Below are 14,983 nucleotides of genomic sequence, written 5' to 3' on the forward strand. Positions count from 1 at the left end.
GCGCAGGTCAGCGGCGGACGTAGAGCTGCGCCGGCTTGCCGACGGTGCCCTCGGATCGGCGCCTCGTCTCCTTCAGCCGCGGGAGCATGGCCCGGCGGAAGGTGTCCGGGGAGAACCCCAGCCCGCCTTCCACGGCCTCGTGCAGGCGGTGCAGGTCGCGGATCGTGAACGGCTCGTCGAGCAAGCCGTCCGGGTCGGGGCGCTCGAGGTACTGCCGGCGCATGTCGGCAACCGCTCGGCCCACGATCTCGTCGTGGTCGAAAGGCAGCCCCCGGACCTCGTCCACCGGGCGCACGCACACTGCTCCCCCACCCGTCGCCAGCACCGGCTCGATCTCCCGCCACGGCAACGCAGCCACGTGCGCCACGGAGAGGACCCGGCCCCGCCAGTCGCGGTCGGGGTGGTCGAACACGTGCAGTTGGCGAGGGGTGACGTCCGGCGTCAGCCCGGCCTTCTCGCGCAGCGATCGCCCGACCGCCCTCGCGAGCGTCTCCATCTCATGCAGGAAGGTGCCGGGCAGCAACCACTCCGACCCTTCGCCCTCTACCGAGCGTCGGACCAGCAGAACGAACAGCCGCGTGTCCTCGTCCGGCACGGTGAGGACGGCGGTGTCGACGGCGACCGACGGCTGGGGGTAGTCGGTCAGCGCCCTGCCGGAGCTGTCGCGGTACACGTCGTTGACGTTAGCGCAGGTCTCGTCTAACTTGGGGTTAGCGCGTGGATGCGCTAACTCGTACGGAGGAGAGTCCATGACCACGCCCATGCACCGCTCCCACCGCGTCGCCGGCGCGCTGGTCGGCTCGGCCGTCGGCGACGCCCTCGGTGCCCCGTTCGAGTTCGGCCCGCCCGGCCGGTTTTCGGCGCGCTTCCCCTCCCCCGCCCGCGGCGCCCGCACCGAGATGTGCGGCAGCGGCCCGTGGGAGCCGGGCGAGTTCACCGACGACACGCAGATGGCGCTGCTCGTAGCATCGTCCCTGGCCGACCTCGGCAACCTGGACGAGGCGGACCTCTTCGACCGCTTCCGCGCCTGGGCAGCGGCGGATCCGAAGGACGTCGGCATCCAGACCCGCACCGTCCTCGACTCCAACCGGCCGTGGGACGTCGCCGCCACAGAGCACTTCCATCGGACCGGCCGCGCTGCGGGCAACGGCTCGCTGATGCGGACGACGCCAGCTGCGATCCGGTTCTCGCGCGACGGACGCGAGGCGACGATGGACGCCGCGCGGCGGATCTCCGCGCTGACCCATGGCGACCCGTCCACCGGCGAAGGGTGCGCGATCTTCCACGAGCTGATGCGCGCGGCCCTCGACGGCGGCGACCCGCTTGCGGCGATCCCCTCGGCGCTGGAGGCGGTCGCCGACGAGCACCAGGAGCGGTGGGCGACCGTGCTCGCCCCGGACTGGACGCCGGACCGGGCCACGGAGTCCAACGGCGCGGTGTGGCCGACGCTCGGGCAGGCGGTGTGGGCGCTGCGGAACGGCCGCGACTTCGCCGAGGCGCTGCGGCTGGCCATCGATTTAGGTGGCGACACCGACACGGTGGCGTGCGTCGCCGGCGGGCTGGCCGGGGCGGTCTTCGGGATGGGCGCCATTCCGAGTCGTTGGGCGTCAGTGGTGCACGGTCGGGTACCCGGCCACGGCGACAAGGTCTGGCGGCTGGCCGACCTGCAGCAGCTCGCGGCCACGCTCGACGGTGGGGTGCAACAGAACTACGACCCCGGGGTGATCCCCCGCATCGGGCCGACGGAGGTCCTGCCCGGCATCTGGGCCGGCAACCTCGACGGCGCGCGCTACAGCGACGGAGACTTCGCCGTCATCTCGCTGTGCCGGCTGGGCGAGCCGTTCCCGCACCCGGTGCACCGGATGGCCTACATCGCCGACAACGACCACAACGCCGACCTCGACGTCATGCTCGCCGACGTCCTGGACGACATGAAGGCACTGCAGGCGGAGGGACACCGGCTCCTGGTGCACTGCCACGGCGGCGCCTCGCGCACCGGCCTGGTGCTGCGCGGCTGGCTGGTGCGGGAAAAGGGGATGTCGGTCGAGGAGGCGACGGCGCACGTCGCCGAGCGCTGGCCGCACCTCGGCCTCTGGAACGACAGCTTCACCACCGCGCTGCAGCGCCTCTCCGCGCGGTCCCACGACGACGGAGGTTCGCAATGAGCACCCTGCAGGCGCACCTGGACGACCTGGCCGCCACTCCCCCGGTCCGGAGCCTGGCCGAAGCTCTGGCGGCCCGGACCGCCATAGAGTCCGATCGCACCGGCACCTACGTCAGCCTGCGCCCGTCGCTGTCCGGCGCTATCGCTGTGTACGCCCACCGCAACCGGATCTCGATCGGCTTACCGCCCGAGCGCGCCGCAGAGGTCGTCGCCCGGTTCCCTGGGGCCAAGCAGGAGGAGAAGGGCCCGACGACGTACCTCCAGCTCAGCGACGAACTGCTGGCGAACCACGCCACAGCTGTCATGGACCTAGCTGTCGAAGCCGTGACGTGGAAGGCCGCGGGGCCGGCTTCAACGCTAGGCGGGCACGCCAAGCAGTCGGAAAAGGCGCCTCAGATCTGCCCGGAGCACTGGTATGCGCTGTCCCCCGCCGGCGCATGCCCGGTCTGCGGATGAGCGGCGTGCAGTACGACGAGGTGCGCCGCCGAGTGGCCGAGTCCGTCGCTGCCTGGGATGACGAGGACGTCGCCATCCGCGTCGAACAGGCGGCGCTGCACCCACTGCAGGTGATGATCAGCAGCAAGCACCCGTCCACCTACTACAACCAGTGGGTCGACCTGCAGGACGACGGCGCCGTGCACCTCCCGGCTCCCGACGACGGCTTCACCTCAGTCGGCGCGCAGGGCACGACGGCGGCTCGGGCGACCACCACCGACGAGGCGGTCGAGTTGGTCGTCCGCGAGGTGTCGGCCGCGGTGCGGGTGCTCGAAGTGCTCCAGGCCAGGAACCTGGCGTGGCACCGCCCCGTCGTCCAGCCGCCGGTGCCGGACGACGCCCTCGCCGAGGCGTGCAGGTTGTGGCAGGGCGGTAAGAACGTGGGCTCGTCGCCGGTGCGCGCCGCGGCTCGCGTGCTCAGCGGCGTGCGCCACTACTTCCACGCGGGGTTCATCACCGACTACGACGAGCAGGCACGGACGACGCCCGAGGTGCTGGCGGCCGGCCTCGCACTGCTGCGGGCGGTCAACGATGCACCACACCGGGACGCGAACGGCTGGTCCACCGCCGTCGGGGTACCCGCCGGCACGTTCGCCGGTCGGGGGATCAAGTCCAAGCCCAACGAGGACCCCCAGATCGAGAAACGCCTGGCGACCGGACGCATCAACATGCCGCTCTGGGGCGTCTCCCTCTCCCCCGACGTCGCCGCCGGCTTCGGCACGCGGTTCCTGTTCGAACTGGTGGGCGACTTCCCCGCTGTCCCGGCGTGGCAGCACTCAAGCATCAAGGACGACGAGCAGGAGCTGGTCACCGGCGGGCAGTACCGGGTGCTGTCGCAGGAGGTGCGCGACGGGACCACCCACGTGCGGCTGCAGTGGTTCGGCGCCAGCGGTGACCGGGTGGGCTCCGACCCGCTGCTGCTCGCCGTGCTCGGTGCCGCTCCCAGCGTCGTGCACAGTTCGCTGACCCGGTCGACCACCGCACCGCAGGAAGAGACGCTGGAACTGCGGCTCGGTGGCGAGGACTGTGCCACGGTCACCCGCGCACCTGAAGCTCAAACCGTGAACGTCGTCCGTTACTGGGCGTGGGAGCCCGGCTGGGACGCCAAGGGCGACGACGAGTACAGCCAGTGGGCCGCCATGCGCGCGGCCTCGCGGACGACGACAGAGCCGGCCGACGTCGAGGCGGTCGTCGCCGCCATCAAGACGGGGAAGAACTGAATGACCACGACCTTGGATGACCGCCGCGCGATGGGGAGCGGGCCGTTGAGCGAGCGCTTCGACGAGGCCCTGCTCTACGCGTCGCGGCACCACCGCGAGCAGCTGCGCAAGGGCTCGCGTGTGCCCTACATGACGCACCTGATGAGTGTCAGCGCGCTGGTGCTCGAGCACGGCGGCACCGAGGACCAGGCGATCGCCGCGCTGCTGCACGACGCCGTGGAGGACGCGCCCGCCGGCCAGGGCGGCGCCGTGCTGGCCGAGATCCGGTCGCGGTTCGGAGGCGCGGTAGCTGACATCGTCCGGGCCTGCTCGGACGGCCTGCACGCCGACGGCAACCGGAGCGGGACGTGGGCCGCGCGAAAGCGCCCGTACGTGGCCGGTCTCGGCGCCAAGCCGCTCGACGCGCTGCTCGTCACGGCGGCGGACAAGACGCACAACGGGCTCTGCATCGCCGCCGACGTCCGCCGGTACGGGCAGGACTTCTGGACGACGTTCAACGCGAGCCGCGACGAGCTGCTCTGGTACTACACGAGCGTCCGCGACGTGGTCGCGAACCGGCTGCCCGGTCACTCGATCTCCGACGCGCTGGGCTGCGCCGTCAGCGCCCTGATGACCGCGGAAGGCAACAAGCAGCCTGAGGGAGGCACGTATGTCCTGGGGGCCTGATCCCGTTTCGCCCAGATTGATCGGCGACAGTGGACCGTGGATCTGGGGACTTCCGACACTAATCCAGGCGCTCAACGACCCGGACGGCCCTTGGTCGCCACCGCCCGCACCGTGGCAGCCCGGCGGGCGCTCGGACCCATTGGCCGAGGCGATCGCCTTCTGGGCACCGCTCACCACGCTGACCTACGGGGTCCTCGGCTGGACGCAGCCCGACCTCGGTGTGCAGCGCTGGCTCGCCGCCGGACGCCCGACAGACACCCCCCAATTGATGCTTCTGGACCGCTGGTGGGGAGAGCACGCACTCGCTCTGACCGCCTGGGCGCAGACGTCCCCATGCCCAAGAATGCACGCGCGCGAGATCGCCAAGCGGACAGGATCCGTTGTGGCAACACCAGCGGCGACCGAGCCGGTGCGGGTCCTGCCGGAGTGGCATCGCACGCTCGGCGGCGGCGCTGACCCACTGCACCTGGGCCACGTCCTCGACCACCTTCTTGGTCCGGGACTCGACGACCACGGAGTCACCGGGACCTTGCTGCACCCCTCGCCCACGAGCGGTCAGCGGGAAGCCAGCCTCGTGCTGGACACCTACGCCGGCTGGTACGCCCGTCTGGCTCGCTGGGGCAACGAGCTGCCGCAGCGTCCCGACGGCCGGTCCTGGCAGGTCCACGTCACCGTGAAGCCGGTGGGCTATCTCGGCGCCTACCGGCGGTCCAGGACGACCGGTCGGTGGTTCGCCGGGCGGCACGCCCACCACCTCCTCGGCTGGCCCGGCTGAACATCTCAAGCTGCTGCGGTCAAGCCGCGAACCTTCAGACCAGACCGGCGCACCCATTCGTCAGATGAACGGGTCGGTGGCGCATCCAGAAAATCACGTCCAGCACCCGGAGCGCAGACACCTCGGGCGACACACCTGCCGCGTCACGTGCCGCCTCAAGACGGTCGGTCAGCCGGGCGCCGTCATCCGCGAACATCGCAAGCAGCCAATTCCACAACCCGTCGGGCCGCCCGAAGGCACAACGGACCACCCGGTCGTACACCGGGAGCAGCTGGGGCCGCTTCCGGGCCAGCAACTTGCCTGTAATCACCCAGCCCATGCCGTGCGGCTCCTCCAGCAGATCCCAAGCAACCCTTGCGTGCGAGTGACTGGCGAAGTGCTGGGCGGCAGTGCGATCGCTGATCGCCACGTCGGTGGGGATGCGCTGAAGATGCCGGCTGATGTCGCGCCCTAGGTCGCCTTCCAGCAGCTGCAGCGCCACGTCACCGGGCACGTCGACCGACAGGAGGGTCACCGCCACGAGATCGTCGACAGTGATCCGATCAGCCGTCTCGGGCCGGTCGCCGCCACCCGCCAAGAACTCGAAGCGACTGCCGGAGTAGCGCGGCATCGTCCCCGGGGCGCGCGTGGGCTGGAAGTACTTGCGGAGGTCTTCGGTCGCCCGCGGGTCGTCGACGATGGACAGCAACCGGGAGAGCTCGATCGGAGTTCGGATCACCCCTCGACTGTCATGGATACGAGCCCGGGTGTCGCGGACACGCCAATGAGAGCCGTCGAACCAGCGCGCAATGTGCCGTTGCTGCCAGGGACGGATCGCCGTTCATGGCCGTCATCGCCCCAGCTCTGCGGCGTCGACAAGCCCTGCACATGTGGTCCGTCGGCGGGACGGTCCGGGCAGGACGTCCGCAGCGTCGACAGCTCCTCGACGGCCGCCACGACCGGCGCGCCTCCGGTCAACCTCGCCAGCGTCGTCTCAGAGCCGTGCGACAGTGCCACCGTGGCTTCACCGCGCAGCGCTGTCGAGATCCGCGTCCGGGACCACGGTGGTAGGTGGACCGAGCCCAACAGCTACGGGTACGTCAACGAAGCTGAACTGCAGCAGATCCTGTGCGAGCAGCCGAGCCTCATCGAAGGCATCAGCTCCGAGGCGATCGCGGTCCGCGAACTGGTTACCAGCGTGGGTCGGGCCGACCTCGTCGTCATCGACAGCGACGGCACCATCACCATCGTCGAATGCAAGCTGGCGACTGACGCGGACATCCGCCGGACCATCGTCGGGCAGATCCTCGATTACGCAGCACGTCTCGCTGAGCTCACTCCGAAGATGTTCGAGGAACTGTGGCAGTCGCGCGGCGGTCCGTCCCTCGACGTTCTCTTCGACGGCCAACCGGATGACGCACGCCGCGCCTTCGAGATGAATCTCGAAGCCGGCGTCTTCACGTTGGTGCTGGCGGTCGACTCGATCAGTACGGATCTCCGACGAATCGTCCGCTACCTCAACACGCACACCACAGCGGGGATGCGCCTGCTGGCCATCGAGCTTCGCCACGCCGTGCACAGCGACACCGAGATCCTCATCCCGACCGTGTACGGCTCGGAGTCAGCCGAAGACAAGAACGCGCGCCGCAGCACAGCCAGCACCGTCCGGTGGAACCACACGGACGTCGATGCCTGGTTGCGGGAGCGCGATCCTGGACTTGCGGACGCGGTCGTGTCGTTTGTCGACGACCTTGCGACTCACGGCTTCCGTGTCCGACACGGCGGCTCGGGCACCTACCCGAGCTACTCGCTCTGGGGCACCGCAGCCTCCGGAGCCGAGATCGCTCCGTTCAGCGTGTACTGCGGGTTCCCCACATCGCTCTCGTGCAACTTCCAGTGGGCGCGCGGAGCCGACCCCGAAGCTCTGGGTCGCTTCCTGGAAGATCTCTCGGCCGCGGGCCTCCCGCTGGCGACCGATGCCATCACCCGAGCCGAGTTCAAGAAGCGGCCCGGGGTACCTCTCGACCTGTTGAAGCGCTCCGACCTGCGCGCCGCCATCGTGGCTGCCGCCCAACGACTGTGCGGGCCCTCCCCATCGAGAGATGCTCCATCGAACATCTCCGATGCAGGATCCGGCGCTCTTGTTCTGAATTGATTGCTGAGGTTCGCACGGTGACCCACGTGCCGCTGCTGGGGAAGCTCGAGACGGTCCCGGTGACCGAGGTCTGGTCCCACGAGGCGTACGTCTTCACCCCGTGGTTGCTGGAGAACGCCGATCGGCTCGGTGACGCCCTCGGCATGGACCTCGAGCTCACCGTGAACGAGCACCCGATCGGCGACTTCTACCTGGATCTGCTGGGCCACGACATCAGCACGGGCGAGACCGTGATCGTCGAGAACCAGCTCCAGAAGACGGACCACAGCCACCTCGGGCAGCTGCTCACCTACGCCGCTGGTGTGGATGAGGTGAGCAACATCGTCTGGGTGGCACCGGAGTTCAGGCAGGAGCACCGGGCCGCACTCGACTGGCTCAACACCCACACGCAGGAAGGCACCCGCTTCTTCGGCGTCCAGATCTCCGCGGTGCGGATCGGCGACTCGGCACCCGCACCGCTGTTCACGGTCGTCAGCCAGCCCAACGACTGGGCCAAGTCGAAGAAGACGGCCGCCCAGAGCCAGCAGCAGTCCCCTGGCGTGAAGGGTGTGCTGTACCAGCAGTTCTGGCAGGAGCTGCTGGATCGTCTGAAGGCGGAGAAGTTGAACTGGTCGAAGGGTAAGGCGCCGACCACCAGCCACTTCGACATGCCCGGCGGCGGCCAGGGCCTCATCTGGGGCGTGAGCTTCGCGAAGGACTCCCGCCTGCGCAGCGAGCTGTACTTCGACAACGCCAGCGCTCAGCAGAACCAGGCGATGTTCGCCCGACTTCTGGACGTGCGCGAGCAGTTCGAAGCCGAGTACGGCGGACAGCTCCACTTCGATCCCTTGGAGGGAAAGAAGGCCTGCCGGATCGAGGATCAGACGGGGCCGGCCGCTGTCGACCAGCGCGAGAGCTGGCCCGCCTACCTCGACTGGATGGTTGAGACCCAGACGAGGCTTCGACGGGCCTTCGCGTGCGTAGGCGGCATCAGCTATGTCGTGGGCGGCTGAGTCGGTCGCTCGTGCGATGCGTGAGGTCGTTGTGACCCGATAGGGGGAGACGCCAGGCAGCATCCGGTGCGGTAACCGCTATGCCGCGGCGTCGTTGTTACGGTCCGCCGTGGTTCTGACCACGGGGGGATGCATGACCGCGTACGGCCGCGCTGCGCTGGAAGAACTCCGAGACGCCGTCCGGGAGGCCAAGGACGGCGACCCGCTCGCACCCGTGACGGTCCTCGTGCCCAACAACATCGCCGGCATCGTGGCCCGCCGCTTCCTCGCCCACGGCCTCGGCGACGGCCACTCCGGGGTCGCGGCCCTGTTCCCCACGACGATCGTGCGCCTCGCCGAGCAGCTCGCGACTCCAGCGCTGCACCCCCGCCGCCCCGCCACCACGGCAGTCGTCGCAGCGTCGTGGCGGGCCGCGCTCAGCAAGGAGCCCGGCGTCTTCGAGGCGGTCGCCGAACACCCCGCCACCGTCGAGGCCCTCGTCCGCGCCGGCCGGGAGCTGCGCGACCTCGACGACGCCGTCCTCGATGCCGTCGCCGGCGCCACCACCCTCGGCCCCGACCTCGTCCGCCTCCACCGCGACGTGCGGGCCGGCCTCTCCCCCGCCTGGTACGACGAGACCGACCTCCTGCACACCGCCACCCGCATCGCGCGCGAGCAGCCGGAACGGATGCGAGAGGTCGGCACCGTCGTCCTCTACCTGCCCCAGCAGCTCACCCAGGCCGAGGCCGACTTCGTCAATGCGGTCGCCACCGCGGGCACACTCCGGGTCGTCGCCGGCCGCACCGGCAGCGACAAGGCGGACGCCGCCGTCCTCCGGTCCCTCCACCGGGTGGGCGCCGACGCCGGCGACAGCGCACGTGAACCCACCGCCACCCGCGTCGTCACCGCCTCAGACGCCGACGACGAGGTCCGCTGCGTCGTCCGCGAGGTCGTCACCGCGCTGAAGACGACGAAGGCCCACCGCGTCGCCGTCCTCTACGCGAAGGGCAACCCCTACGCCCGTCTGCTGCACGAGCACCTGGGCGCGGCCGGCATCACCGTGAACGGGCCCGGCACCCGCCCGGTGCACGAGCGCGCCGTCGCCCGAGCCGTCCTCGAGCTGCTCGATCTGGCGACCAACGAGCTGTCCCGTAGCGACCTGTTCCGCGTGCTGGCCGCCGTACCGATGCGGACCGCCGACGGGCAGCGCATCCCCGTCTCGCGCTGGGAGCGGCTGTCGCGTGCGGCCGGCGTCGTCCAGGGCGACGACTGGGACACGAGGCTCCAGCACTACGCCGATGCCCACCGCGAGGAGCTGGCGGGGACCGACAGCGACGGACGGCGCGAGAAGCTGGCCGCCGACATCGACAACGCCGAGCGGCTGCGCGGCTTCGCCGTCCGCCTGCGTGCCGAGCTGCACCGCGGCGCAGGCCTGCTCAGCTGGGCGGAGCTCTCCGGCTGGGCGCTGGATCTCGTCCACTCGCTGATCGGCGAGGCCGAGGAGCTGACTGCCCTTCCCGTCGAAGAGCAGTACGCGGCCGGCGCCCTGGAGCAGTCACTCCGCGCGCTCGGCGCCCTCGATGCCCTCGGCGCCCCGGCCGGGCTCAGGAAGCTGCGCGAGACGCTGGCCAGCCAGCTCGAAGCCGCGCTCCCCCGCGTCGGCCGGTTCGGCGACGGCGTGCTCGTCGCCCCGGTTTCCGCGGCCATCGGGCTGGACGCCGACGTCGTCTTCGTCCTCGGCCTGGCCGAAGGGATGTACCCCGGCCGGCTGCGCGAGGACCCGCTGCTGCCGGAGCGCGCCCGCGAGGTGACCGGCGGCCAACTGCTCGGCTACCGGGAGCGGATCGACGCCGCCCACCGCCACCTGCTCGCTGCCTTCGCCGCCGCACCACGCGTCGTGGCGTCGTTCCCCCGCGGCGATCTGCGCACCAAGAGCCGGTACCTGCCCAGCCGCTGGCTGCTGCCCACCCTGCGGGAGCTCTCCGGCGACCCGGGCCTGACCGCCACCAAGTGGGAGACGGCCGCAGGCCACCTCACCACCTCCCCCTCCTTCGCCGGTTCCCTGGCCACGGCCCAGCAGCCGGCCAGCGAGCAGGAGTGGCGGACGCAGGCGGCACACGGCGGCCTGCAGCTGGACGACGCCGTCGTCGCCGCCGCGCACACCCTCAACGCGAGCCGCGAGAGCGACGCGTTCACCCGGTTCGACGGTGACCTCTCCGCTGTCCCCGACGGGCTCCCCGACTTCGCCGCCGGCGAGCGCGCCGTCTCCCCCACCGCGCTGGAGAAGTACGCCGGCTGCCCGCACTCCTACTTCATCGACCGGGTGCTGGGCATCCAGCCGATCGAGCAGCCCGAGGACGTCCTCACGATCAGCCCCGCCGACATCGGCACCCTGATGCACGAGTCGTTCGACCAGCTGGTCACCGAGTTCGCCGAGGACCTGCCCGGCCACGGCGAGCCCTGGACCGACGCACATCGCCACCGGCTGGCCGAGATCGCCGACGCCCGGGCCGCGGAAATGGCCGCCGACGGGCGCACCGGTCACCCGCGCCTGTGGCAGCAGGTGCTCGTCCGCATCCAGGCTGACCTGCAGGCGATGCTCGCCGCCGACGACGTGTGGCGCGCCGAGCAGCAGGCCCGCGTTCTCGCGAGCGAGCTGGCCTTCGGCATGAACGGTGCAGAACCGGTGGCCGTCCAGCTGCCCGACGGCGGCACCGTGCTCATGCGCGGCTCGGCCGACAAGGTCGACGAGACGGCCGATGGTCGGCTCGTGGTGACCGACATCAAGAGCGGCAGCGCCCGCTCGTTCGCCGGCCTCTGCGCCGACGACCCCGTCCTCGGCGGCACGAAGATGCAGCTGCCCGTGTACGCCCACGCGGCCCGGCAGGTCCTCGACCGGCCCGACGCCGAGGTCGAGGCCGCCTACTGGTTCGTGCGGCGGGACAAGGGGCGCATCGCCGTCCCGCTCACGCCCGAGGTGGAGCAGCGGTACGCGGAGACCCTGCAGGTGCTGGTCGCCGGCATCCGCACCGGCCTCTTCCCGGCCAGGCCGCCGGAGAAGGACGACTTCGCCTACGTCCAGTGCGCCTTCTGCAACCCCGACGGCATCGGCCACGGCAACGCCCGCGCCCGCTGGCTGCGCACCAAGACCGATCCGCGGCTGGCCGAGCTGGTCGCCCTCATCGAGCCGCTGCCCGCCGACGGAGGCCAGGCATGAACCTGAACGACGACGCCGCCCGCCGCGCGATCCGCGAGGACCTCGACCGCACCCTCTTCGTCGAGGCTGGTGCGGGGTCGGGCAAGACCACCTGCCTGGTCGACCGGATCACCGCGCTGGTCACCGAGGCGCGCGTCCCCATGCGGTCGGTCGCCGCGGTCACGTTCACCGAGAAGGCCGGCGCCGAGCTGCGCGACCGGCTGCGCTCGGCGCTGGAGCGCGACGACGGCGAGCTCGCCCAGCAGGCGCTCGACGACCTGGACGGCGCGGCGATCGGCACGCTGCACTCCTTCGCGCAGCGGATCCTCGGCGAGCACCCGATCGAAGCGGGCCTGCCGCCGCTGCTGGAGGTCGCCGATGAACTGAGCAGCTCGGTCGCCTTCGAGGAGCGGTGGGCCGAGCAGCGCACCCGGCTGCTGGACGACGACGCCATCGCGCATCCGCTGCTGCTGGCGATGTCGGCCGGCGTGACGCTGGACCACCTGCGCTCCCTGACCAAGTTGTTCAACGCCGACTGGGACCTGGTGTCCGAGCGGGTGCTCACCGACGAGCAGCTGCCGGTCCCCGAGCTGCGGGACCTCGACGACCTGGTGCGGATGGCGACCGAGCTGGCCGGCCGCACCGATGAGTGCACCGACGCCGCCGACAAGTTCCTCCCCGACCTCACCTCCTTCGGCGCGTGGGGCACCCGACTGGGTGCGGCGGTGGACGCGGCCCAACGGCTCGAGGTCCTGCGCGAGGCCGCCGAGCTGAAGCACCGGTACGGCCAGGCGAAGAACTGGGGCGGCAAGGCGGCCTTGGACGGGATCAAGGACGCCTGCAAGCAGCTGATCGTCGACGCCGACGCGGTCGTCAAGGACGTGCTGGAGACGACGCTGCGGCTGCTGTCGCGGTGGATCGCCGCGCGGGTCATCGACGCCGCCCAGGAGCGCAAGGCCGCCGGCCGCCTGGAGTTCCACGACCTGCTGGTCATCTCGCGCGACCTCCTGCGACACCAGCCCGCGGTGCGGGCGGCGCTGCACGACCGCTACTCGCACCTGCTGCTGGACGAGTTCCAAGACACCGACCCGATCCAGATCGAGCTGGCGGTGCGCATCGCGGGCGGCGCCGAGGCGAGCCAGGAGCAGTGGGAGGACGTCGTCGTCCCACCGGGGTCCCTGTTCGTCGTGGGTGACCCCAAGCAGTCGATCTACCGGTTCCGCAGGGCCGACATCGCGATGTACCTGCGGTCGCAGCGGGTGATCGGCACCGAGGTCAGCCTGACATCGAACTTCCGCACGACCGAGCCGATCCTCTCCTGGGTCAACGACGTCTTCGGCCGGCTGATCGTGGCGGAGCCGGACAGGCAGCCGGAGTACCGCGCCCTGGACGCGGTGCGTGAGCCGCTCGGGAACGCACCGTCCGTCGTGGCCCTGAGCGCGGAGGCGCACACCGACAAGCTTTCAGCGGCGGAACTCCGTGAGCTGGAGGCCGCGGACGTCGCCGGGGTGGTCCGCCGGGCGATCACCGAGGCCTGGCAGGTCTGCGACGACGAGACGAAGGAGTGGCGGCCGGCGCGGCTCGACGACATCGCCATCCTCGTGCCGGCGCGCACCTCCTTGCCGTTCCTGGAGGAGGCGCTCGACGACGCCGGCATCCCCTACCGCGCCGAGGCGAGCTCGCTCGTCTACGAGGCGCAGGAGGTCCGGGACCTGCTGGCCGCCGCCCGGGCGGTCGCCGACCCGAGCGACGGCCTGGCCCTGGTCACCGCGCTCCGCTCGCCGCTGTTCGGCTGCGGCGACGACGACCTCTGGACCTGGAAGCGCGACGGCGGGGTGCTCAACCTCCTGGCGCCGGTCGCCGACGACCGCCGCGACCACCCGGTGGCGCAGGCGTTGGCATACCTGCGGCGGCTGCACAACGACTCGCGCTGGCTGTCGCCCGCCGAGGTGCTGGCCGCCCTGGTGGCCGACCGCCGGATGCTCGAGGTGGCGGCGACCAGCCCGCGGGCGCGAGACCAGTGGCGGCGGCTGCGGTTCGTCGTCGACCAGGCGCGGGCGTGGTCGGAGTCGGAGCACGGCGGGCTGCGGGCCTACCTGGCGTGGGCGGAGTTGCACGGCCAGGAGAGCTCACGGGTGGTGGAGGCGTCGCTGCCGGAGACCGACGCCAGCGCGGTGAGGATCATGACTATCCACGCAGCGAAGGGGCTGGAGTTCCCGATCGTCGTGATGAGCGGCCTGACCGCGGGGCCGCGCAGCCCCTCGGGGGTCCGGGTGCTGTGGCCGGCGTCCGGCGGCTACGAGGTGTCCCTGCGCAAGGGCGTGACGACGGGTGACTTCGACGCCGCCCAGCCGGTCGATGAGCAGATGGACGAGCGCGAGCGCCGGCGGCTGCTGTACGTCGCGGCGACCCGGGCCCGGGACCACCTCGTGGTGTCGCTGCACCGCTCGGCGGTGTCGCGCACCGAGACGGCGGCCAAGTTGATCGCGGACGCGGGAGGTAGCGCGTCCGGCGCGGAGTCGTGGTCGGTGGCGGAGCTGGGCGACGGCTCGTCGGTCTTCGCCGAGCCCGTCGCGCCCCGGGTTCCGGAGGAGTACGGCGACTGGCTGGCGGAGCTGACCCGGGTGCGCTCGGCCAGCGGCGTCGCCTCGGCGGTCTCGGCATCGGGGCTCGAGGGGACGGAGCCTTCGGTCGCTTTCGGCGGCGGCGACACCGGCTCGGCGAAGGGCGCCCTCAACGTCGAACTGCCGGCCTGGTCGAAGGGCCGGTATGGGACGGCGATCGGCCGGGCGGTGCACGGGGTGCTGCAGCAGATCGACCTGGCCACCGGGAGCGGTCTGGACGACGCCGTGGCGGCGCAGTGCGTGGCCGAGGGTGTCGAGATGCACGCCGACGTCGTCACTGCGCTGGTGCGCTCGGCGCTGGAGTCGGAGATCGTGCAGCGGGCGGCCGCGAGGGAGCACTGGCGGGAGATGTACGTCGGAACGGTGCAGGACGACGGCACGGTGCTCGAGGGCTACGTCGACCTGGTCTATCGGGAGGACGACGGTTCCCTGGTGGTCATCGACTACAAGACCGACGCTATCCCGGCCGAGGCGGTCGCCGCCCGCGCCCAGTACTACGCGCCGCAGCTGCGCTCCTACGCGACGGTGCTCAGCGCTGCGACGGGCAACACCGCCGTCGACTTACGCCTGGCCTTCCTCAACCCCGTCGGCTCGGTGGTCGCCGGCCCTCCGTCCGGCTGAAATCCTCCGCCGTCCGCGTGAGTCCGAGGAGCCGGCAAGGGCGCCCATGGCCGATGGGGGTGCCACTCCGCTCACTTCCGACCCGATGGCATGACGCTCACCCGCTCCTGATTCATG

General features: G+C 71.2%; 11 protein-coding genes. 9 read left to right on the forward strand and 2 right to left on the reverse strand.

The genetic code is table 11. The features are described 5' to 3' along the window. Positions 1–7: 7 nt before the first annotated feature. A complete protein-coding gene (locus E9565_RS02595; RefSeq protein ID WP_236827383.1) occupies positions 8–673 on the reverse strand; it encodes an NUDIX domain-containing protein in 666 nt (221 codons plus the stop codon). 76 nt (positions 674–749) lie between these two features. On the opposite strand from E9565_RS02595, the gene E9565_RS02600 reads away from it, so the two are divergent. The 5 genes from E9565_RS02600 to E9565_RS02620 all read left to right on the forward strand — a co-directional run bounded on the left by E9565_RS02600 (position 750) and on the right by E9565_RS02620 (position 5,320). After that, positions 750–2,165 carry an ADP-ribosylglycohydrolase family protein gene (locus E9565_RS02600; RefSeq protein ID WP_236827382.1) on the forward strand — a complete coding sequence of 472 codons (1,416 nt, stop codon included), beginning with the start codon at positions 750–752 and terminating at the stop codon, positions 2,163–2,165. Beyond that, positions 2,162–2,620 carry a hypothetical protein gene (locus E9565_RS02605; RefSeq protein WP_236827381.1) on the forward strand — a complete coding sequence of 153 codons (459 nt, stop codon included), beginning with the start codon at positions 2,162–2,164 and terminating at the stop codon, positions 2,618–2,620. The genes E9565_RS02600 and E9565_RS02605 overlap by 4 nt, the downstream gene beginning before the upstream one ends. Beyond that, a complete protein-coding gene (locus E9565_RS02610; RefSeq protein WP_236827380.1) occupies positions 2,617–3,879 on the forward strand; it encodes a hypothetical protein in 1,263 nt (420 codons plus the stop codon). The genes E9565_RS02605 and E9565_RS02610 overlap by 4 nt, the downstream gene beginning before the upstream one ends. Further along, positions 3,880–4,545 carry an HD domain-containing protein gene (locus E9565_RS02615; RefSeq protein ID WP_236827379.1) on the forward strand — a complete coding sequence of 222 codons (666 nt, stop codon included), beginning with the start codon at positions 3,880–3,882 and terminating at the stop codon, positions 4,543–4,545. It begins immediately after the preceding gene. A 139-nt stretch (positions 4,546–4,684) separates the two neighbouring features. After that, positions 4,685–5,320 (forward strand): hypothetical protein, encoded by a 636-nt coding sequence (locus E9565_RS02620; RefSeq protein WP_236827378.1) that lies wholly within the window; start codon positions 4,685–4,687, stop codon positions 5,318–5,320. Positions 5,321–5,354: 34 nt separating this feature from the next. On the opposite strand, the gene E9565_RS02625 is transcribed toward E9565_RS02620, so the two are convergent. Further along, positions 5,355–6,038: a DUF6308 family protein gene (locus E9565_RS02625; protein WP_236827377.1), complete on the reverse strand. Its 684-nt coding sequence runs from the start codon at positions 6,036–6,038 to the stop codon at positions 5,355–5,357. 279 nt (positions 6,039–6,317) lie between these two features. On the opposite strand from E9565_RS02625, the gene E9565_RS02630 reads away from it, so the two are divergent. The 4 genes from E9565_RS02630 to E9565_RS02645 all read left to right on the forward strand — a co-directional run bounded on the left by E9565_RS02630 (position 6,318) and on the right by E9565_RS02645 (position 14,866). Then, positions 6,318–7,454, forward strand: coding sequence for a hypothetical protein (locus E9565_RS02630; protein ID WP_236827376.1), 1,137 nt, complete (start codon positions 6,318–6,320; stop codon positions 7,452–7,454). Between the two features lie 17 nt (positions 7,455–7,471). Next, positions 7,472–8,446, forward strand: coding sequence for a DUF4268 domain-containing protein (locus E9565_RS02635; RefSeq protein ID WP_236834010.1), 975 nt, complete (start codon positions 7,472–7,474; stop codon positions 8,444–8,446). A gap of 133 nt (positions 8,447–8,579) precedes the next feature. Then, positions 8,580–11,642 carry a PD-(D/E)XK nuclease family protein gene (locus E9565_RS02640; protein ID WP_236827000.1) on the forward strand — a complete coding sequence of 1,021 codons (3,063 nt, stop codon included), beginning with the start codon at positions 8,580–8,582 and terminating at the stop codon, positions 11,640–11,642. Beyond that, the gene (locus E9565_RS02645) at positions 11,639–14,866 is read left to right on the forward strand and encodes an exodeoxyribonuclease V subunit beta (RefSeq protein ID WP_236827001.1); all 3,228 of its coding nucleotides are present in this window, start codon (positions 11,639–11,641) and stop codon (positions 14,864–14,866) included. Before E9565_RS02640 ends, E9565_RS02645 begins: the two co-directional genes overlap by 4 nt. Positions 14,867–14,983: the final 117 nt, after the last annotated feature.

Origin of the sequence: Blastococcus sp. KM273129 (assembly GCF_021698995.1) — a bacterium.
GTDB lineage: Bacteria > Actinomycetota > Actinomycetes > Mycobacteriales > Geodermatophilaceae > Blastococcus.